This window comes from Leptothoe sp. LEGE 181152, assembly GCF_032906605.1.
Lineage (GTDB): Bacteria > Cyanobacteriota > Cyanobacteriia > Phormidesmidales > Phormidesmidaceae > Leptothoe > Leptothoe turfae.
In genome coordinates this window covers 132493-152219 of the sequence record NZ_JASATU010000017.1, presented here as the reverse complement: position 1 = coordinate 152219, position 19727 = coordinate 132493, and the positions used below count along the sequence as shown (strand labels likewise).

Here is a 19727-nt window from a genome sequence, read left to right as displayed (position 1 = left end):
GTCAGCTCAATTTAAGGATATTCTGTCTGATCAAATATTTTGAACCTTGTTCCCCATGATGTGACGCACTTTAAAGATAGTTGGGGCAATTCCTAAGGAAATATTTACTATTTTTTGTTCATGATCAGTTGGAACAGTTTAAAGCGGATAGTCAGTTGTACGAACACTACCCATGGGGTGTATCAGGGGCCAAGCGGTCCTGACTCATTTGGGTTTAATATGGGCAAGTTGCTTTGAAGGAGGGGAGCCCTGTGGCTGTCAAACGCAATCGCTGGCTGATTGGCGGTATTTTATTCCTAGCTGTTGCTGCACTGTTAGCGGTCTCACTTGGACCCTTAATTCAGGCGGCATTTAATCAGAATCCTGGCTATGACAACAGTGTACCCACGGCCACGGAGACCGATCGTCGGGCCGAGTTAGAAGGTCGGGCCAACGGTTATGAATTAGTTTTGGAACGTGAACCGGATAACCAGGCGGCCCTTGAGGGACTGGTGGAAGCCCGCATTACTCTGGGGGATTTGGCGGGTGCGGCTGAGCCATTAGCTCGCCTGGCAGAATTGAATCCCCAAGAGCCGCGATATTCCGTCTTGTTAGCCCAGACTAAGCAACAGCTCAATGATTTAGAAGGGGCTGCCCAAACCTACCGCAGTGTATTGACCTCCACACCTGGCAATATGGAGGCACTACAGGGTCTGGTTGCTTTACTGGTGCAGCAGGAACGCCCCCAGGCAGCGATTGGTTTGCTGCAGGACACTCTGAAAACAGCTGAGCAGTCTAATCAGATTCAGCCCGGCACCATTGATGTGATTGCGGTCAAATTGCTTCTAGGTCAGATTTATGCTGACCAGTCCCGGTTTGAAGATGCGATCGCAACCTACGATACGGCTATCCAGGATGCTCAAACAGTCAGCGGCACACCAGACTTTCGCCCCATACTTGCCAAAGGTCTTATTCTCAGGGAAATGGGCAACGAAGATGAAGCCCAGCCTCTCTTTGAATCGGCGCTGTCCCTAGCCCCGGTTCAGTTTAAAGACCGGATCCAGCAGCTGATTAATCAACCCCCTGTTAGTGAGGCCATCGAAAATCCCCCTAGCGAAGATGTTCCTAGCCTAAATGAGGCCCCAGCTAACCAACCCGCTGAAGCCCCTCCTGAAACTGTTACACCTGAACCGGCTGAAGCCCCTGAAGCGGTTGAATCAGACGCCAATTAGCGCTTTTTGTTAAGCCGCTAATTAGGACGCCGTTTGACTGGACATTGGCTGGTTACTAAAAGCACGGTTTTGGTTGCCCTCTGATGCGATCGCATCCATTTCACTGAATTCGATATGGTTGATCAGAGTGGTGACAAAGGCAAATAGCAAAAATGGCAATGATAGGACCAGGATCAACCCAACACAAACCAGAGCATAAATAGGACGACTAGACCCCATGAGAGCCAGGGCAGTTGCCAAACTCAAAAACAGCACAATGAGCCAGACAATGATCTGCCCATAGATATCACCAAAGGTCAACGTGCAAACAAACCGGTACTTAGAGGCGTTGTTCATATTGCCAATACTCATACTCATCGAATCTATTCAGGATATCTGGCGAGTTAACTAACTTCACTATTTCTCAATACAGCTTCAAGAATTACCCGCATCTGCCCATCGCTAATGGACTATCGTTATCTGATTTTTTATAAGCCCTACGATGTCCTGAGTCAGTTCACAAATACCGATAGCCGCCACACTACACTCAAATCCTTTATTTCAGTACCGGATGTCTACCCTGTAGGTCGGCTTGACCGGGATAGTGAAGGCCTCCTATTGCTCACCGATGATGGCAAGCTACAGCATCGTCTGTGTCATCCCCGTTTCCACCATCCCCGGACCTATTTGGCCCAGGTAGAACGGATTCCTGATCATGATAGTTTGCAGCAGTTGCGCCAGGGAGTGACCATTCGCGACTATAAAACTCGACCAGCGGCAGTGACCTTGTTGACAACGCAACCCGCACTGCCTCCACGCACACCCCCGATTCGATTCCGTCAGCATATTCCAACCGCCTGGCTACAGCTCACCCTGTATGAAGGTAAAAATCGTCAGGTACGACGGATGACAGCTGCCATTGGTTTTCCGACGTTACGACTGATACGTGTGAGCATTGGCGAGCTGCATCTGGGTCAGCTACACCCCGGACAATGGCGTCACCTCACACCCCATGAACAGCGACAATTAGGGAAGTTAACAAAAGGTTGTGACCAGCCTGATTCCATGCAGATCAGGCGTTCCCGTTCGCACCGTCGCCGCCGTCGCCGCTGATTTGGTTGCGTTTATACCAACATCTGCCATGCTTATCGGCTATGCTGAACTGTATTTAACTGATAAGACTTCCCATACTAATGATTTTAAGCGCTAAGACTATTTTTAACTTTGGGAATAGTAAATTACAGTGACGTTTAACTGCGTTGCTGAGGGTAAATCTCAACTTATGTGTCAGATTTGCTTGACCACGTCCAACTAAGAATGTTGTATTTTTCCTGGGAAAACCCTAAAGTTCTGGATATGGACAAGGGTTATCTACCAGCAGCCTACGGCTCGATTCATCCCTAAAATCAGGAACGCTTTCATTTTAATAATCTGCGGTAACTGTCAACGGACGTTTTCTATCCACTGATGATCATTTGCCCATACTGCCAATTTAATAACCCTACCGAGCACAAGTTTTGCCAGTCATGTGGATCGCCATTGCAGCAATGGAGGGCCTTTATCTTTCCAGGCAAGTCTTCCATCGCTCTGGCTGTTAGTGAAATCCAGGCTCCTGAGGGTATTCAGCCCGGTGAAGACACCGATATCTGGGAACAGGTAACCGCTAATACATTAACGCCCATTGATCCAGTGACCTTGGGCACTCGCGACGCCAATGACTGGTTAGGGCCTCAGCAGCGCTATCAGTTAATTGAGGCACTACAGCTAAATGTTGACAGCGAAAAACCGTTAGAAGTTCAGGTAACCGATACAAAGCCCAATGATGTTGCGTCTTCCCTGGTAGAGCAACGGCATCAGTTTTCACTGACTGAGTTGAGACATACCAGTGAGAAAAAGCTATTTCCCTTGAGTGCCTATCCCTATTTAGCCCTGCACAGTCGCTTTTTCCCATCAATTCCCGAACTACAGGAGGCTTGGGTTGAAAGTGACCATAGCGTTTTAATTGTTGAAGATCGTCGACATTTGCCAGATTTACTGACTATTTGGAAGCAGGAAACCTTGGATCCGTTACAGCAGGTCCACAGCTTCTACGTCATGGTTGAACTGTGGGAGGCAATGTCGGTCTTTAAAGGTCAGGGCAGTTTGCTGAATATCAGCAATCTATGTATGGATGAAGACCAGATTGTGTGTTTGCGCTACATTGAGCCTGGCCCCTATCGTAATGACTATCGACTGGCGGATATGGGGCTGCTTTGGCAGTCGCTGCTCCAATCCAATGGTCAGTCGTTACCTGATTTGATTAACCTTGCGGCCCAGGTCATCGAAGGGCAGTTTGATGACATTGAAGGACTCAAAGAAGCGCTGATTGCGATTGCAGATAAATATCAATTAGGTACAGATATCTCAACCGCTATTTCTGAAACTCCGTCAGAGACAAACGTCTTAGCAGATTTGGATATTCCTGGCCTAGAAGGTCTAGATATTAACGAAGATGCCAGTATGGACAGCATCGATTCACCGACAATGGTGCTGCCAATGAAGCTAACTGGGCTAGAGGATGCTGGACAGTCCCATGTGGGTCAACAGCGAGATCACAACGAGGACAACTATTTTATTCAGTCTGCCCTCAGCCGTCAGGAAACCCTGTCTAGCCAGACGTTGGATGCCAAATGCGCCTACATTCTTTGTGATGGCATGGGGGGACACTCCGGCGGTGAAGTGGCCAGCCAGCTAGCGGTTGATAACCTGCGTGAGTATCTTGATGGCCATTGGCAGTCTGATTTACCCAATGAAGCAGAATTGCGCAATGCCATTGGCCAGACCAACCAGGTGATTTACGAGAAAAATCAATCTGAGGAACGTACAGGGAGTGCTCGCATGGGGACTACCCTGGTCATGTTACTGGTCAAAGGCACCCAGGCCGTGGCTGCCCATGTGGGCGATAGTCGCCTCTATCGCTATACCAAACGTCTTGGGTTACAACAAATTACTGTTGACCACGAAGTGGGACAGCGCGAAATCAAGCGCGGTGTAGAACCGGCCATTGCCTATGCTAGACCGGATGCGTATCAGCTGACCCAGGCCCTAGGTCCCTGTGGTGAAGATGTGCTAGATCCCAGTTTTAACTATCTGAATCTAACTGAAGACACGTTGCTGTTGCTGTGTTCCGATGGTTTAAGTGACGACAGACTATTAGAGACCCACTGCTCCACACATATTGAGCCAATTCTGAGGGGCCATAAAGGGATTGAAGAAGGTGTGGCGGATTTGATTGAACTCGCCAATGAGCAAAATGGCCATGACAATATCACAGCCTTGGTGGTGAAACTTAAGGTGAAACCCGATCTCTCCAAACTCCAATCAGTTTAGGGATTTTTATGGATTACCTTCATAGAGGCGTTCCATGGAACACCTCTACAAAAAAATGCATCTCACAAAACCTATGACAAATAGGTGTATCGGCTCAAGCTCTCTTCGTAGTTTTGTAATAATAATTGGGCCTCTGGTAGGGTGATTTGTTTTTCCCTCAGAGAGATTTCCGAACGGAGTCGAATTTGTTCCACCAGATCTTCAGAGTCGTACTGTACATAGCTTAAGACCTCCTTCATGGTATCTCCTTTGACCACGTGTTCGATGGTGTAGCCCTGGGGGGTTAGATCGATATGAACCATATTGGTATCCCCAAAGAGGTTATGGAGATTGCCCATGATCTCTTGGTACGCGCCAGTGAGAAACATCCCCAAGTAATAGGGGTTCCCTGCTTGGAGATCGTGGAGTTCTAAAACCGATTTGACATCATGTAAATCAATAAACCGATCAATCTTGCCATCACTGTCGCAGGTCAAATCCGCCAGAGTCGCCCGACAGGTAGGCTCTTCATCCAGACGATGGATGGGCATGATGGGGAAAAGCTGGTCGATTGCCCAGGTATCCGGTGCTGATTGAAAGACAGATAAATTGATGTAGTAGATGGAGGCCATCATCTTTTCTAGATCCGCTAAATCATCGGGAATGTAGCTTTCCTGACGAAGTACCTGAATGATTTTTTGACAACAGGCCCAAAAGAGATTCTCCACCCTTGCCCGCTCAGTTAAACTCAGGTAGCCAAAGTTAAAGAGACTGACAGCTTCTCCTTTAAACTGTTCAGCATCATGAAAAACCTCTTGATAGTTTTTTGAGTTGATACTTTGGTAGGCCTCATAGAACTCTTTGAGAATGGCATGATCCTCAGATGTTGGCTGGAATGGCTCCTGGGGACGTACTTCACTGCTGCCCAGCACATCAAATACCAACACCGATTGGTGGGAGGCAATGGCTCGACCACTTTCACTGATCAAGATGGGAACAGGCAGATTCTTGGAAGAGCAGGCTTCTTTAACTTCAGCAACAACATCGTTAGCATAGTTTTGAATGCTGTAGTTTTTAGAGGCTGGGACATTGGTTTTAGATCCGTTATAGTCGACACCGAGACCACCACCGACATCCAAATACTGCATATTGGCCCCAAGATTAGCCAATTCTACATAGATTTGGCAAGCTTCTCGAAGAGCGTCTTTGATAATGCTAATGGATGAGGTTTGGGACCCAATGTGAAAATGGAGGAGCTGTAAACATGGCAGCATATCCGCTGTCCGCAGTTGCTCAACCACGGTCAAAATCTCGGGAATAGTCAGACCAAACTTGGCACGATCTCCCGCTGAACCGCCCCAGCGTCCCATACCCTTTGTACAGAGCTTGGCCCGCACCCCCAACCGAGGGCGAATGGATAGCTGCTGACTCACCTCGATCACCAAGGGCAGCTCATTGAGTTGTTCTAGAACGATTATAGGAGTTTGCCCTAGCTTTTGACCCAACATGGCTGTCTCAAGATAGGCGCGATCTTTATATCCGTTGCAAACTAGCAAAGCTCCTGGTGTTTTGAGGGTGGCCAGGGCAATCATTAGTTCAGGTTTAGATCCAGCCTCTAAACCAAATTGATAGGGCTCACCAAACTTCACCAAATCTTCAACTAAATGGCGCTGTTGATTACACTTGACCGGAAAAACACCTCGATAACAACCATCGTAGCCATACTTAGTAATAGCTTTGGCAAAACAAGAATTGAGTCGTTCGATACGATCTTCAAGAATGTCAGAGAAACGAACAAGAATCGGCAGTGATAAATTGCGAGCCTGTAGGGCTTCAATCAGACTGTGTAGATCCAGAGAACCACCCCGCTCCCCCTGGGGAGAGACGATCACATGACCTGCAGAATTAATGGAAAAGTAGGGCTCTCCCCAGCCATTAATACGATAAAGTTCTTCACTGTCTTCGATGGTCCATGACACGCTCCCTGAAGAGAGTTTTGTTTCAGATGAGACACAAGGCTCAGCAGACACATTTGTTGGCTGTTGATTGATTGAAACTGGAGCTGAACTCATCAAAGTGTTTCCTTTAACAAAGATGTAATGATAGTTTAAATTTATCCCTACCCTATCTGTTCGCAATTAGACAGTCTGCATAATTTAGAAGTCTGCATAATTTAGACATTGCGATGAGATAGTTCTACGTAGATATACTCGGTTGATCCACTGGAATTAGGCATATTTGTACAAAGGAATATATTCGGTTTATGAAGACACGCACAGCCCCGATACCGGTTGGCCCTGTTCTGGGCGTTGACTCGATAATTTTACTGGTGGCAGCTATTGCTGCATTTATCTTTAGTCAAGCCGTCCATTTAGCGTTGTCATCGGAATCTATCAATCAAACGCTACAGGCTCCTCCTAGATTTTTGGTGGTGCTATCCAGCTTGAGCATTCCTGTCTTTTTTATGGCAATGGATGGCATCAATGCAGCGGGTAATCGATTAAAGCTACCGTTTGCGGGTAGCCGTAAACGGGCACAGCAGATTTATGCCCGCCGCATTCACCTGAGTCTATTGGCTTTATATTTTAATGCGATTTTAGTGGCCCTCTGCTGGTCAGCGTCGGCAATGCCGGTTATGTCTAAGGTTTATTTGGCAGCTGTATTTGCGATCGCAATTTATGCCCTGGGCCAAAGCATTCCATCCACCAAACTGAGTTTCACACTATCAGGGATTCTTTTTGTCATTGTTTTGCTGGCTACCCAAACCTTTATCATTACTAAGACCCAGGCTGAAGCTGAGCAGGCTGGTCAAGAGCTGAGACAGCGTTTAGGTGGAGATGAACCTACAGCTGACGATCAGTAAGTAGCCTGGCGCATCTAAGGCGTTCTAAGATAGCTCCACAACTGCCTGATTGTTAGCCAGAACTTCTTCGGTTAGCATGTCCTCGACAGTGACTCGCAGCAGTCGGTCCTGATCCACAGTGAAACTCAGGCGTACCCGATCTTCCCCTGGCCTCCCAGGAGGATTAAGGTTAGCAATATTGGGGGCTTTATCGTTTAACGGTTGGGCTACGGTTTGCCCCGCCTTTGTCTGGCGCGTAATCAGACGGTTGCCCTCAAAATAGACTTCGGTGCTCCCCTGTTCGCGCCCGAGTTCACCAATAATCAGTTCAATACTTGGCTGTTTTTCATTGGCAGCCCCCAACACCAATTCCACTGGTTGGGCCATGGGATAAGGCTGACCTTGAGGAATAATCGGGTGCCAACCATGGCAGTTATTGCGCCGATCCCAAAAGCGAATACCATAACCGTGATAAAGAAAGTCCGTCAGCTTTACCTGCTGTAGCTGGAGTGCGCCGGCAGAAACAGCGGTAAACGGCTTGTCACCACACACCTTGGTGCCATTAAATCGATTTTTTGCCCAGGTTTGAATCGCTGGAATTTGAGTGGTGCCCCCCACCAGCAACACCGCGTTAATATCGTCTAGTCCTATGCCCTGTCGACGCCCCTGCTGCAATACCTGATCAACTCGGGCATTAAGACGCTCAAAAAAATCCCGCTTCTGCAGCACCTGTTCAAGCTGCTCCCGTTCTAGGGTGAGATCATAGCTCTCAAATGTTTCATCATCAAAATAGCTTTCGTTGGCCTTGAGGGCATTAGATAGCTGAATCTTGAGTTGTTCTGCCAGGCGTAGGGTCAGGGGTGAAAGGGGAATTCCATACTGCTCGGACAAATGCTGGGCCACCCACTGATCAATATCGGCTCCCCCCAGATTTTCCCCTGCTTTAGCTAATACTTTAGCGGTTGACACCTGCTGGGCAGACTTGCCCATGGCCTTTTGACCCCATTTGAGAATATATCCCAACGCTTGGGAACGACCGCCGCTTAGCTGCACAATGGCCAAATCTAAGGTGCCGCCACCAAAATCGAGCACCAATACGATTTCATTGTCGGTCAGACCATAGCCTAAAGCCGCCGCCGTGGGTTCATCAATCATGCGGACGCGATTGATATCCCAGCTTTGACACAGGGTGCCTAACCAATTGCGGTAGGTCTCAAAACTGTCTACAGGAACTGTTAGAACCACCTCATCAAGGCTCTCTTCCTGCTGCTTGAGCTGGTCAATTACCTGGGTTAAAAACCAGTCTCCCACTTGTTCAAATGAGAGATTACGACCATCCAAGTCTGGCATAAAGCCTTGAATGGAGGTGCCGATACCCCGCTTAAAGTTTTTAAAACAGCGTTCCGAGCGTTCTAGACCGCGATCGCGAATAGGTTGACCAATCAGCACCTGATCCAGCTGTGCATCCTCAACGTAGAGCAAACTAGGCACTAACGCTGGACCCGATGCACGCTGAGCAATGGCATCTAAGGTGAGAACTTCGGAGGAGAGAGTCGCGGCATTCCACCGGCATAGCACCGTGTTGCTGGTGCCAAAGTCAATTGCTAATACCATCAGATTCCATTTCTAGCTTGCGATCGCAAGTCCAAACGCCCCACCAATAAATAATCCCAACAAACAAACGCTCAGGAGCGCCAGGCTACAGCGGATCCGCCCCATTCCCGCTAGTAGTCGATCGCCCACATGGGCAATTAGCAAACTACACACAGCGGTTAGCACCAAAACCCCTAAATTCACAAAGAACAGCGTCATCCCCATGGGCCCGAAGCGAATATCGTCAATATTGTTGGTGCCACCAAACCCGACTGCCACCGCCAGGGCCACCACCGATAGGGCAGTTCCCAAGCAGGTTAAAGAGCGGCATACTATGATACGAAATCCCTTTAGGGACGATAGCGCTTCCGGCCCAGCTAGAGCTAATGTCTGTATGAATGTTCCGCCAAAGGCCAATGGCCACACCCAGAAGGGGGGTGAAAAGACCGATAAAAAGATCCCCACCACCGTATGCAGGGCTGTAACTAAAGCAATTGACGGCCAAGGGGGAGTCGTAGAAGGTTGAACTCTGCCCCTGCGCCTAGGCCTCTTAAACGGAAAATTCTGATTATTTAGCGGTTGTTTACTCATTGAAACCAAAAACGATATGCCGCGCTGGTATTGATACTATAGCGAGGTGCACATAGTTCACAACTTTGGTGATCGCTGAAAGCCCCATATGCTAACAGCTATGTTCGGCACAACCCGCTAAATGCCGTCCACCGCCTGTCAGCTCAATCCACCAGGCCAAACTCCTGCATCGCTGGGATAAAATTTCGATTCTCATGGCTGGGGCGACTGAGCTTAATCAAAGCAAATCGCTGGGCCGGCGTTAACGTCCCCCAATCATCATTGGAAATCTTTAAATTATGGGTCGCAGCCTTGGTCTGCACCTGCTCAGGCACCGTTAACCCTAGCCAGGGTGGATTGATCGCCACGTCTATTTCCTTGGCTGGTTGACCGGTGTAGTCAGTTACCAGCCCTTGCAAATGCTGCCGATAAGTCAGAATATTTGCTGGCGTATCACAGGGCATGGTTACCAAGATTTGGCGTTCAGCCTGAGTAAATTGGTGCCAATGATTGAGTTTAAGCTTCACACCGCAGGTATCTAATTTCAACCGCACAATCATTGGAATACATCGCAGGGAATCAATAAATTCCTGCTCAAACTGAAAACCTTTAGATCCCATATAGTTACCTCACTTAATTTGCTCACTATTAACGGTTTTGAATAATCTAATCTGTTGCCAATCAGTCACTCAGTTAATAGAAGGCATCATCACCTAAATTGAAATGCACCATGCAATCAAGCCAAAAATCATTTCAAAGTATTGCTTTTTGTAACAATCAATCGTGACGGTAGATCCCGTCCGAGGCTTTCCTTGACGGCTCTAGAAAGTTGCGCGACACTAATCCATATAACTGGCGCAGGCACTCCCTATTTCAATACTCTGTATTAACTTTTTGTATGGAGTTTTAACTACTTTTTAGTTATTGTTTGTCTACGTTCGCCCTTTTTTTAGTGTGGCGATCGACCTAAGAGGTAAATCCCTTTGGAAACACTGGAATTTGTTATCTATCCTGATGGCCGAGTTAAAGAGCTTGTGACCGGTATTATCGGTCGCTCTTGCGCTGAAGTGACTGCTGCTGTCGAGGCTCAGTTAGGCCAGGTTTTATCCCAGGAGAACACGTCTGAGTTCTATGCCCAGGACAATCAATTAACGTCTGAACAGACTGATTCCCAGGCGAACTACAGCAGCTGGTAAGGACATTAGCTTTATTGCTGCTGAATCGGCCCAATGGCCCTATTGTCAACTTCTTAAAAACGCAAGGTTTACGATGTCGCACTTTAGCCAGATTAAAACCAAAATCCGTAATCTACCTGCTTTGCAAGCTGCTTTAACCGATATAGGCACCGACTGGAAAGCGGGTCCGCAAAAAGTACGTGGCTATCAGGGAAAGACTGAAACTGCTGAAGTAGTCATTGAGCAGGAAAATGGCTATGACCTTGGTTTTAAGCACAATGCTGATACTGGAGATTATGAGCTGGTAGCTGATATGCAGTATTGGCAACAGTCTCTATCTGTAGATGGCTTTTTGAATAAAGTTACCCAGCGCTATGCGTATCACACCGTGCTGGGTGAAACGTCCCGTCAAGGCTTCCAGGTAGCTGAGCAACAGACTACTAAGGATGGAGCCATCCGTCTAGTTCTACAGCGCTGGGCTCAAAACTAGTCTCTACGGTAATCGCTGACCAGATTAGGAGGACGACGTTGAGAGTTCCAACGTCGTCCTTGTTGCTTTAGGGCATATCCCATGCAATTGGAGTAATCATCATGACTTTGCAAAACGAACCTCCTAATGATGAACGTTCGGGGTTAGAGCCTGAACTCGGTGGATTACTTAGGGATACAGGCAATCGCAGTGGCCTAGAGCCTGAATTAGGGGGAAGTTTTCGTCAGAAGGGTGTCTACGTCGATGAGACGACATGCATTGGGTGTACCAACTGTGTGCACGTGGCCCGCAACACCTTTTACCTGGAGCCTTTGCATGGTCGGGCACGGGCAGTGCGGCAGGATGGAGATAGCGAAGAGCTGATTCAGGAGGCCATCGATACCTGTCCCGTGGACTGTATTCATTGGGTTGACTATACAAAGCTACAAAAGCTGGAAGAAGAACGACGCCATCAAGTAATTCCTGTGACGGGCTTTCCGGTTAATCAAGGTTTAATTCAACGCAAGAACCGCGTAGCGAAGAAAACTAAACCACCAAAGTCTTCGTCAGATTGAGGGTAGTTTCTATAGCGTCTGCTAACGTTCTTGAACGATCGGTTGGTCCGCGCCTGTGTAGATCAGCTCCAACTGTAGTAAGCGTCCAGGCGTTAGGTGAATGACATCTGTAGGAATGTTGAGGATTGGCGCGTTTGGGCTGATGGGTTCTAGGTTAAGGATGGTACCATCGGCAGCAATTTGGATGTGATACGTCAGTGGGTAGGTGGCATCTGCTGGCTCATAGGGGGCTAGTTGGGTTGCGATCTCTCTCAATATTTCCTCGCCATCGACTACGTTAGCAGCATGGTCGGTAGAGGGTTGAGATCGTCGTTCTATCCTGCTGGCAGCACTGAAATCAGCACTACCTAAACTTTCTTGCTCTTCAACTGTTAGAGGCGTCTCAGTAGCAGGACTTGTTTCCGCTGGCGCAGGCTGTGATGGCGGAGCCGGAGCATCTTTGATGATCGCCTCAGGAATGGTGTCAAACTCAGGGAAGGCTCGCCCGGGTGCTTGAGCAACGCCAGTCGGTGGGGCGGCATCACTCACATCAGCGCTTGGTTCTGGGGATTCTGCCGGCAGTCGAGTCACCCTGACAGATTCCAGCTCTTCTGAGTTGAGTGGTTGCTGCACCAGCTCCTGGCTTTCCTGCGCGTTAATGTCTTCGGAGCTTTCTACACTATCAGCGGCGGCACGTTCTTCTTGTGCGGGTGCTGTTAAGGGTGGAGAGCTACCTTCAGGTATGGCATTTGCCCCAGATGTGCTCTCTTCCACCGCATCGTCAAACACAGCTTCAGGGGCCTGGGTAGTGGCCACTTCGTTAAAGGCAGCCGGTCTGTAGTGAAGATAGGCCGTTGTGACACCAACAGCTACCAAGAGAGAAGCCGCTGCTGACCCTGTCCACCACTGGCGACGACGACGTGGTTGGCGACGTTGGGCAACCGCTACGGGCAAAATAACCTGACGTTGTCCACAGGCATTGAGCACTTCTGCTAAATCAAACAGCTGTAGTGTGCTGAATGCTAAATCCTTATCCAGCAGCTTGATGCTGTGGGTTTGTTGGGGCCAAGCTTGCTGACTCAGGTGAGTTTGTACATAGGTTTCAACCGCATTACTGAGGGTCATCAGCTGCAGTTGGTTGCCCACGGCCAATTGCTGTCGCTCTGGCTGTTCTGACCATAGACTAAAGCGTAGCTGACGCACCACTGGCCGATCGCTCCATTGGGATAGTGATGAAGCATGGGCCATCACCTCCAACGTGTAGTTGCCAGACTGATAGCGCTGGGTATCAATGGGTAAAACCGAGGACATGAACAGACTGAGCGCTACCGTTCTAGCTTACTAGCCTAACCCCATAGCGACCAGGATGGTTACCGTTAGAGAAACGGATCCACCCCCCTGGAGTTTGTGTGAACCATATCCAAGGGAGCCGGTATTTAATCGTCTTTAGCTTTAGCTTCGTAAGGAGGAATGATCACCCGATAGTTGGCATCATACACATCCTCATCCTCATCTGATTGTGGTTCACCAGGTTCAGGTGTCCCCGAAGATTCGGCAGGGGAATCATCACCATATAGCCAGCCTTCTTCATAGGTCCGTGGCGATGGTCGATCGGCTCCATCTGAACTGTAGTAGCTACCGCCATCATCATCCCAGCCAATGTCTGGGTCTGATTTCTGCCTGGATACGTATCGTGACGATGCCTCGTAATCATCGTCACCCCAGCCGGATTCAATATCTCGGACGGTATCGCCAACCGTATCCCGACCCATAGTATCCCGACCCATAGTATCCCCTACAGAGGTTCTCGATTGGGGAGCCGCACCAGAGGCTTGCTGTTGTCCCCAATCGTCCCACTGTTCTGGAGCTCTAAAATTTTCCCAATCATTATCATAGGGATTTTGGCGCTCAGGTTTTCGGGGTGAGGACTGAAAGCGGCCGGCTGATCCGCTGCGATACCGTTCATTGGGGGGATCATCTGCAAATCGCGTGGGGTCATGGCCAGGGGGGGGATCGCTCAATCGTTGACCGATGGGTCGATAAGTCCGTTTTTGAGGAACTAGCTGATAGATCAATAATGTGCAGGCCGTTCCCGTTGCGATCGCACCCAGCAACCAAACCGAGAATGGCAAAGCCCCCACTGATGTCCCTAAAATCACTAGCCCCAATACAGGACTGAGATTTTGTACAACCAATATCACCAGAACTGCCACTATCAGTAGCAACGCCATCAGCTGAACCATCACGTCCTCCTCAAAGGTTTTGAGCCCTGAGTTTTGAATTAAAAGTTACCCCTATCACTCAAAACTAATCCTTAGCCATTCACCTGAGTCTCTTGACCGTGCCCTTTCCAGCGATTTAATTGCACACAGTCAATATCCAACTGGTCCAGAGCCCGAGCAACAACAAAATCCACCAGATCATCAATGGTCTGGGGCTGATGGTACCAGGCTGGAATCGCTGGGACAATTTTAGCGCCCGCTTCAGCCAAGGTCGTTAAATTACGTAGATGAATTAAGCTTAGGGGGGTTTCACGGGGCACCAACACTAACGGCTTACCTTCCTTGAGTTGCACATCGGCAGCTCGCTCTAGCAAGTCAGAACTTAAGCCTGCCGCCAATTTTCCGACGGTGCTCATGCTACAGGGCATAATCACCATACCCAGAGTCTTAAACGACCCGCTGGCAATGCTCGCTCCCACATTGCTCCAGGTATGGCACCGTAGAGTACCCGCCGTTGGCACCCCGGCCCGCTCTCGCCAAAACAGGGCCTGTTGATCTAAATCCCCGGGTAAACGCACCTGTTCCTCAGCCTGCCAAACCATATAAACAGCTTTGGAGGCTACTAAATCTATGGGGTAGCCTGCTGTGAGTAAATGTTTGATAGCTCGTACGGCGTAGATTAAACCAGAGGCTCCGGTTATGCCTAAAACCAGGGGACGAGATGACGGAAAAGCGGATGCGGCCTGTGCATCTTGTGGCATCACTAAGCTACTCTTCTCCGTCATCAAAGATGTCATCACCATTCATGGACTCGACATCTTTGATATCATCGTCATCGTCATCAATGGCTTCACTACCACCACCTACAGCCACTAAATCAATCTGCTGACGGTAGTAGTCTACGCTCTTCACCTGAACTTCCACCCGATCGCCTAAACGATATTGCTGGCGATTTTTACGACCCATGAGCTTTTGTTGACGAGAACGATATTCATACCAATCATCCTTAAGAGAGCTAACATGCACCAGCCCTTCTACCAGAAGTTCCTCTAATTCCACGAAGAAACCATAGGATTGAACACCTGTAATTAAGCCATGGAAAACCTCACCCGTATGGGCTTGCATAAAGGCAGCTTTTTTAAGGCCTTCTAAATCAGACTCAGCTTCCTGAGCCAGACGCTCTCGCTCCGTCAGATGGGTGGTTGTATGGGTGAAGAGTTCTTCAAACTCGTTGTGAATATCGGGTGGCAGTACGCTCCAGCTCACATTGCCATGGCTGCTGCTGCTGCGTAAATCCACCCGGTCTCTGGAACGGGTGGTCTTGCGATCTCGACCCTCATCAAACACCGCATGGAGCAACCGATGTACCAATAAATCGGGATAACGTCTAACAGGAGAAGCAAAGTGGGTGTACCCATCTTCTAACGCCAGACCAAAATGACCATCGGAATGGCTATTGTAGGAAGCTGGCTTTAAAGTCGACAACAGCAAATAGGTGAGTACTTTTTCAGCCTTAGACTGGCTAAACTGTTGAACAAATCCTAAATAATCCTTGGGTGAAACAGACTCCTCATCTTCCAGCTGTAGATTGAGTCCCATGTTATTGGCTAGCTTAATCAGCTCTTGCACATCGCCAGGGTCAGGGGTGCCATGGAGACGATAAATAGCTGGCACACCTAACTCTTTTAGATGCTTGGCCACTAGCTGATTTGCTAGCAACATACATTCAGTAACAATACGTCGCGCAGGCAACAAATCCGAAACCACCATGACTCCGAGACCACCCTCATCATCATGTTGAAATTTAGGAGAGAGATAATGGGAAAGTTCTTCTCCTGCTTCTTCAGGAAAGACATGGTCAGGTAAATTTAAGTCAAAGGAGCCACGCTGATTACGTTGTTCCTGTAGAAGTTTACTCACTTCAAACAGCTGATCAATGAGTTCAAAGCTCTCTTTGAACTTAGTCAAATCACGTTTTTTAAACGACAGGGCTTCCATCGCATCCTTGTCGTCCCGTGCCAGTATGGCCTGGGCCTGATAATAATTCAGCTGATGATCGTTACAAATGACGGAGGGTTGTACCTCATAGGCCAAAACCTCACCTTCGGACGAGAGAATGACCATAACCGAAATAGTCAGGCGCTCCTTATCTGCCAGCAGTGCACACAACGATGTGGATAACGGGGGTGGCAGCAACGGCACCGGTGAATCCGCCAAATATACGGAAGTCCCACGGCGATAGGCTTCTTGGTCAATGGGACTGTTGGATGGTACGTAGTATGAAACGTCTGCTACGTGAATTCCTAATAGCCAATTACCATCATCTAGCGGCTCCAGGGTGAGGGCATCATCAATCACCTGGGCACCATCCGCATCAATACTGACGGTGGGCTGGTCACGCAGGTCAATGCGTTTTTTGATATCAGCTTTGCGCACCCGATTGGGCAGCGCTTTAGCCGCCATCATGACTTCCTCAGGAAACGCTCGGGGCAGATCGTGTTTACAGTAAACAATATCGATATCAGCTGCCGCTTCGGCATCGCTACCCAAAATTTGAGCCACTTTACCTTGGGGTAAATATTGCCCAATGGGATAACGCAAAATCTCTACATGAACCAGGTGGTCTATGGCTGACTGCAAATCTGATTGATTTAATTCGTCGTTATCTTGATTTTTGAGATCGAGCTGAAATAGCAATCGATCGTCTAGAGGCACCGCTTGTAGACGATCACCCTCTTCAGGCTCTTTAATTCGCGCCAGCACGGAAGAATTTGCTCGCTCCAAAATCAATTGCACTTCGCCTTCAGGACTCCGACGTCGATTGCCTTCCTTGGTCACCTTCACCAAGACTCGATCCCCATTCCAAGCATGGTGAAGATGGGCTTCTCTTACATAGATATCGTCGGCTTCTTCCTCATCTTGAATAGCGAAACAAAACCCCTTACTAGAACAGCGCAGCTTACCTTCAATCACCCCATCTTGATGAATACGGCGGTATTTGCCACGCTCCTTTTCCAGTACACCAATGCGTTCCAATGCGTCTAGGGCAATGCCCAGATCCTTAACCTGGTCGTCGTCAGCACAATTGAGCTTTTTTTCGAGGGTCTTAGTCGTAACGAGCTTATCGTTTGAGAAATTAGCCAGCAGGGAAGCAATTGAAAAATTCATGTAGCGATGAATCCTACGCATTAGTTGAGACATGCCACTGGTTTCTTGGCCAGAGACTGGGCATAGAACGCGTTGCTTCCTAAGAAACCTCCAAAAGCTGCATCCTTCACAACACCCAAACGCCAATGACAAACGTTGCCCTGAAGAACGTTAGTATGACGACCAGACCATCTAGCAACCAGCAAATTTACAAGGTACGAGGGCACTCCCCCAAGACGCATCCCTGAAAAATCACTCCGAACTACCGCTATACAGTATGGTATGCCATCTAAATCGTACCTATTCGAGCACGCTCAAGAAAATTAGCATATGAACGGTATAAGTTTTCCTTAAAGTGACCATTATGTCAAATATGTTTCAAATAATTTATTTATTTTGGCAAGAGACTTAGCGATAGGGGGTGGGGGAGTAGGCAATAGGGGGAATGCTCCTGACCTCTTCGCCATTCAGGAAACTCTACTTCCCAACCCCTATTCTCATGCACTCAGGCATCAAAATAAATTAACTTCCAATTTTTGGATGTACAGACATTCCATGGACCGTCTCTTCACCATTTATTTTTGGAAGTATTTATGGCTTACTCCTAATGTCGTTCTCCAGTGACCACAAACACGACTCGCCGACCAATATTTGTTGCGTGGTCGGCAATGCGTTCTAGATAACGAATAACCAAGACTAACAGGACTGTGGGCTCAACATTACTAGCAGCGGTAGGAGATTGAACTAAAAGATCAAAGAGACGTTCGTAGTCATCATCGACAACGTCATCCTTTTCTTTAATTTCTCGGCCAGCGTCTACATCAAGCTCTGACAGCGATAATAAACTCAAGGCAACCATTGAGCGACACCGATCCAACATCACCTGAATCTGCTCTATAGCGTCGTGGGGAGGATAGGGAAATAGTTTTAGGGATACCTCACCAATATCCTTGGCATAGTCACCGATGCGTTCTAAATCTCGAATCATTTGCATCAACGCACTGACCAGACGCACATCCCTGGTAACAGGGGATTCTAGAGTGATCAGGTTGATACAATCTACTTCAATTTGTCGGTAGAGATAGTCAACTTGTTTATCGTGCTTCTTCAGGTTTTTTGCGGCATCAATGTTGCGATCGCATAGTGCTTCCCTGGCCAACAAGCAAGAACTTTCCACTAAAGCCCCCATACGCAGCACATCCCTCTGAAGCCTGGTCAACTTAAGATCTAAAGCTGAACGAAATGTTGGAGACACATTCAGGGGTTGCTCGATATTGTTTGATACAGTCGGATTAATGCTTTCGACGTCAGAGGAGGCTGTATTCATCGCTTAATACAAAAGTAACTGCACTGAAGGCAGTTCTTAAACGGTTGATTTTATTCAATGGTGATGTCTAGTAGTGATAGCGCATTCGTTATTGATAGGGGTGTTGTCAAAGCTACATTCTAATTCAGGCAAATCACTATTTTTAAGATAGTTTGAGAAGTTTATGAAGCCTGTCAATGTATGACTAATTTCTAGCACCACCCGATAGGGTGTAACACCCGCCCGCTCACCGTATATAAACATCGATATATAAACAGCTATGAAGCTTTATAAAGTGCTTATCTTCATACAGATAGCTCCCTTGACAGTTACAAATCTCTTGTTAGTCAAGGCTTAGCACAGAATACGTTTGATAATCAGTTGTTAAAGACTGTAACAGATTAACTGCGAAGCGTCTGATTGCGCCAATTTTAGTCAACAATTCTCTAAGAGCATAGTAGTTAATATTTAGTAAGGAACTTGGCACTCTATGGCTTTATCTGACACTCAAATCATCATCGCTTTGCTGATTGCTTTAATTCCCGGTGTTTTGGCCCTTCGTCTTGGCACCGAACTCTATAAGTAGAAGCACGTCAGAAGTACGTCTGACTGATTTCAAGCGGCCCTGCAAGTCATTTGCTTTGGGCCTTAGTGTTTTGCTTTGGGCCATAGATTGAAGCACCAGTTTCCTTCTGAGCCTTGTGGGCGTAATAACCAATCCTTTAGAGCAATGTTTATAGTGGCCTCGGGCAGACTATGCCTGGGGCTATTTTGTAGGGCGTTCCCTGACAATCAAAGGAAAATTATCGCAAAAAGATGAATTTGTGGTGCAAATGAAACAATAGCCCCATAATATGGTCAAGCTGAACAACGTGCTGGGGATGTATATCAATGACTCGACGGGCAAAACCAATGGTTATCAGGGGCAAAGCTCGCCAATCGCTGGTTTTGGAGTCTACGGTAAAGCTCACCGTCAATATTCTGCTGGCAGTGGTTGCCACATCTACCATTGCTAAGTTGTTTCCCTACTATCGTCAGCAAAAAGTTGAGCTAGAGCAACTCAACCACTCTATTCTCTCTTTAGAGAGAGAACATGCGGGTATATGGCAGGACTTTAGCCATAATTTTGATCCGGAACAATCGAGCCGCATCATGCGCGAACAAAGTGGCCAAGAGGATCCTAGCCGACACTCAATTGTTCTGATCGATCCTCTCCAAAATTCTCAGCCATCATCTCCCTAACGGCTATCTTCAGCAATCTAGGAAATAACGCACTACAATCTATGGGCAGTCAATTGACAGTCAATAGGC

At 47.9% G+C, this 19727-nt stretch carries 19 protein-coding genes; 9 read left to right on the top strand and 10 right to left on the bottom strand.

The annotated features are described in order from the left end of the window. Positions 1 to 251 precede the first annotated feature (251 nt). Positions 252 to 1211, top strand: a complete 960-nt coding sequence (locus QGP82_RS08975) for a tetratricopeptide repeat protein (RefSeq protein ID WP_163697306.1) — start codon at positions 252 to 254, stop codon at positions 1209 to 1211. 21 nt (positions 1212 to 1232) lie between these two features. Here QGP82_RS08975 and QGP82_RS08970 read toward each other — a convergent pair whose 3' ends face one another. Continuing rightward, positions 1233 to 1547, bottom strand: coding sequence for a hypothetical protein (locus QGP82_RS08970; protein ID WP_163703425.1), 315 nt, complete (start codon positions 1545 to 1547; stop codon positions 1233 to 1235). A 108-nt stretch (positions 1548 to 1655) separates the two neighbouring features. Between QGP82_RS08970 and QGP82_RS08965 the strand changes: the two genes are divergently transcribed. Continuing rightward, positions 1656 to 2303: a pseudouridine synthase gene (locus QGP82_RS08965; protein ID WP_163664130.1), complete on the top strand. Its 648-nt coding sequence runs from the start codon at positions 1656 to 1658 to the stop codon at positions 2301 to 2303. Positions 2304 to 2657: 354 nt separating this feature from the next. Then, positions 2658 to 4559 (top strand): serine/threonine phosphatase, encoded by a 1902-nt coding sequence (locus tag QGP82_RS08960; protein WP_163664132.1) that lies wholly within the window; start codon positions 2658 to 2660, stop codon positions 4557 to 4559. A 71-nt stretch (positions 4560 to 4630) separates the two neighbouring features. Here QGP82_RS08960 and speA read toward each other — a convergent pair whose 3' ends face one another. Continuing rightward, positions 4631 to 6610 carry a biosynthetic arginine decarboxylase gene (gene speA / locus QGP82_RS08955; protein WP_163697310.1) on the bottom strand — a complete coding sequence of 660 codons (1980 nt, stop codon included), beginning with the start codon at positions 6608 to 6610 and terminating at the stop codon, positions 4631 to 4633. Between the two features lie 191 nt (positions 6611 to 6801). Between speA and QGP82_RS08950 the strand changes: the two genes are divergently transcribed. Then, positions 6802 to 7401: a hypothetical protein gene (locus QGP82_RS08950; RefSeq protein WP_163664136.1), complete on the top strand. Its 600-nt coding sequence runs from the start codon at positions 6802 to 6804 to the stop codon at positions 7399 to 7401. 24 nt (positions 7402 to 7425) lie between these two features. Here QGP82_RS08950 and QGP82_RS08945 read toward each other — a convergent pair whose 3' ends face one another. The 3 genes from QGP82_RS08945 to QGP82_RS08935 form a co-directional block, all read right to left on the bottom strand. Continuing rightward, the gene (locus QGP82_RS08945; protein ID WP_163697312.1) at positions 7426 to 8994 is read right to left on the bottom strand and encodes an Hsp70 family protein; all 1569 of its coding nucleotides are present in this window, start codon (positions 8992 to 8994) and stop codon (positions 7426 to 7428) included. Between the two features lie 12 nt (positions 8995 to 9006). Next, positions 9007 to 9564 (bottom strand): hypothetical protein, encoded by a 558-nt coding sequence (locus QGP82_RS08940; RefSeq protein WP_163664140.1) that lies wholly within the window; start codon positions 9562 to 9564, stop codon positions 9007 to 9009. 143 nt (positions 9565 to 9707) lie between these two features. Continuing rightward, on the bottom strand, positions 9708 to 10163 hold the full coding sequence (locus tag QGP82_RS08935) for a nitrate reductase associated protein (RefSeq protein WP_490794636.1): 456 nt from the start codon (positions 10161 to 10163) through the stop codon (positions 9708 to 9710). A 363-nt stretch (positions 10164 to 10526) separates the two neighbouring features. On the opposite strand from QGP82_RS08935, the gene QGP82_RS08930 reads away from it, so the two are divergent. The 3 genes from QGP82_RS08930 (at position 10527) to QGP82_RS08920 (ending at position 11762) form a co-directional block, all read left to right on the top strand. Then, entirely contained in the window at positions 10527 to 10739 is a 213-nt protein-coding gene (locus QGP82_RS08930; protein ID WP_006514055.1) for a DUF2997 domain-containing protein, read from the top strand. A gap of 73 nt (positions 10740 to 10812) precedes the next feature. Then, entirely contained in the window at positions 10813 to 11208 is a 396-nt protein-coding gene (locus QGP82_RS08925; RefSeq protein ID WP_163664144.1) for a DUF1257 domain-containing protein, read from the top strand. Positions 11209 to 11309: 101 nt separating this feature from the next. Beyond that, positions 11310 to 11762: a ferredoxin gene (locus tag QGP82_RS08920; RefSeq protein WP_163664146.1), complete on the top strand. Its 453-nt coding sequence runs from the start codon at positions 11310 to 11312 to the stop codon at positions 11760 to 11762. A 21-nt stretch (positions 11763 to 11783) separates the two neighbouring features. Here the strand turns inward: QGP82_RS08920 and QGP82_RS08915 are convergent, their stop codons facing one another. From QGP82_RS08915 to phoU, 5 genes are all read right to left on the bottom strand, one after another. After that, a complete protein-coding gene (locus QGP82_RS08915) occupies positions 11784 to 13052 on the bottom strand; it encodes a DUF4335 domain-containing protein (protein ID WP_499058483.1) in 1269 nt (422 codons plus the stop codon). 125 nt (positions 13053 to 13177) lie between these two features. Continuing rightward, on the bottom strand, positions 13178 to 13984 hold the full coding sequence (locus QGP82_RS08910; protein WP_163699621.1) for a hypothetical protein: 807 nt from the start codon (positions 13982 to 13984) through the stop codon (positions 13178 to 13180). A gap of 71 nt (positions 13985 to 14055) precedes the next feature. Next, a complete protein-coding gene (locus QGP82_RS08905; protein ID WP_163664152.1) occupies positions 14056 to 14724 on the bottom strand; it encodes a flavin prenyltransferase UbiX in 669 nt (222 codons plus the stop codon). Positions 14725 to 14731: 7 nt separating this feature from the next. After that, complete coding sequence (locus tag QGP82_RS08900) at positions 14732 to 17131, bottom strand: ribonuclease R family protein (RefSeq protein WP_163664154.1); 2400 nt, start codon at positions 17129 to 17131, stop codon at positions 14732 to 14734. 583 nt (positions 17132 to 17714) lie between these two features. Further along, positions 17715 to 18437 (bottom strand): phosphate signaling complex protein PhoU, encoded by a 723-nt coding sequence (gene phoU / locus QGP82_RS08895; RefSeq protein WP_163664156.1) that lies wholly within the window; start codon positions 18435 to 18437, stop codon positions 17715 to 17717. A gap of 469 nt (positions 18438 to 18906) precedes the next feature. Here phoU and psaM point away from each other — a divergent pair, with 469 nt between their 5' ends. Together psaM and QGP82_RS08885 are read left to right on the top strand one after the other, a co-directional pair. Beyond that, the gene (psaM, locus tag QGP82_RS08890; RefSeq protein ID WP_006514064.1) at positions 18907 to 19002 is read left to right on the top strand and encodes a photosystem I reaction center subunit XII; all 96 of its coding nucleotides are present in this window, start codon (positions 18907 to 18909) and stop codon (positions 19000 to 19002) included. Positions 19003 to 19307: 305 nt separating this feature from the next. After that, positions 19308 to 19658, top strand: a complete 351-nt coding sequence (locus QGP82_RS08885; RefSeq protein WP_163664158.1) for a slr1601 family putative cell division protein — start codon at positions 19308 to 19310, stop codon at positions 19656 to 19658. The last annotated feature ends 69 nt before the right edge of the window (positions 19659 to 19727 follow it).

Excerpts from the sequence above, each read along its gene's own strand:
- phoU (WP_163664156.1), bottom strand. The coding sequence starts at position 18,437 with ATGAATACAGCCTCCTCTGACGTCGAAAGCATTAATCCGACTGTATCA.
- QGP82_RS08920 (WP_163664146.1), top strand. The coding sequence starts at position 11,310 with ATGACTTTGCAAAACGAACCTCCTAATGATGAACGTTCGGGGTTAGAG.
- speA (WP_163697310.1), bottom strand. The coding sequence starts at position 6,610 with ATGAGTTCAGCTCCAGTTTCAATCAATCAACAGCCAACAAATGTGTCT.
- QGP82_RS08935 (WP_490794636.1), bottom strand. The coding sequence starts at position 10,163 with ATGGGATCTAAAGGTTTTCAGTTTGAGCAGGAATTTATTGATTCCCTG.
- QGP82_RS08910 (WP_163699621.1), bottom strand. The coding sequence starts at position 13,984 with ATGGTTCAGCTGATGGCGTTGCTACTGATAGTGGCAGTTCTGGTGATA.
- QGP82_RS08905 (WP_163664152.1), bottom strand. The coding sequence starts at position 14,724 with ATGCCACAAGATGCACAGGCCGCATCCGCTTTTCCGTCATCTCGTCCC.
- QGP82_RS08970 (WP_163703425.1), bottom strand. The coding sequence starts at position 1,547 with ATGAACAACGCCTCTAAGTACCGGTTTGTTTGCACGTTGACCTTTGGT.
- QGP82_RS08885 (WP_163664158.1), top strand. The coding sequence starts at position 19,308 with ATGACTCGACGGGCAAAACCAATGGTTATCAGGGGCAAAGCTCGCCAA.
- QGP82_RS08940 (WP_163664140.1), bottom strand. The coding sequence starts at position 9,564 with ATGAGTAAACAACCGCTAAATAATCAGAATTTTCCGTTTAAGAGGCCT.
- psaM (WP_006514064.1), top strand. The coding sequence starts at position 18,907 with ATGGCTTTATCTGACACTCAAATCATCATCGCTTTGCTGATTGCTTTA.
- QGP82_RS08950 (WP_163664136.1), top strand. The coding sequence starts at position 6,802 with ATGAAGACACGCACAGCCCCGATACCGGTTGGCCCTGTTCTGGGCGTT.
- QGP82_RS08925 (WP_163664144.1), top strand. The coding sequence starts at position 10,813 with ATGTCGCACTTTAGCCAGATTAAAACCAAAATCCGTAATCTACCTGCT.
- QGP82_RS08960 (WP_163664132.1), top strand. The coding sequence starts at position 2,658 with ATGATCATTTGCCCATACTGCCAATTTAATAACCCTACCGAGCACAAG.
- QGP82_RS08965 (WP_163664130.1), top strand. The coding sequence starts at position 1,656 with ATGGACTATCGTTATCTGATTTTTTATAAGCCCTACGATGTCCTGAGT.
- QGP82_RS08945 (WP_163697312.1), bottom strand. The coding sequence starts at position 8,994 with ATGGTATTAGCAATTGACTTTGGCACCAGCAACACGGTGCTATGCCGG.
- QGP82_RS08900 (WP_163664154.1), bottom strand. The coding sequence starts at position 17,131 with ATGAATTTTTCAATTGCTTCCCTGCTGGCTAATTTCTCAAACGATAAG.
- QGP82_RS08915 (WP_499058483.1), bottom strand. The coding sequence starts at position 13,052 with ATGTCCTCGGTTTTACCCATTGATACCCAGCGCTATCAGTCTGGCAAC.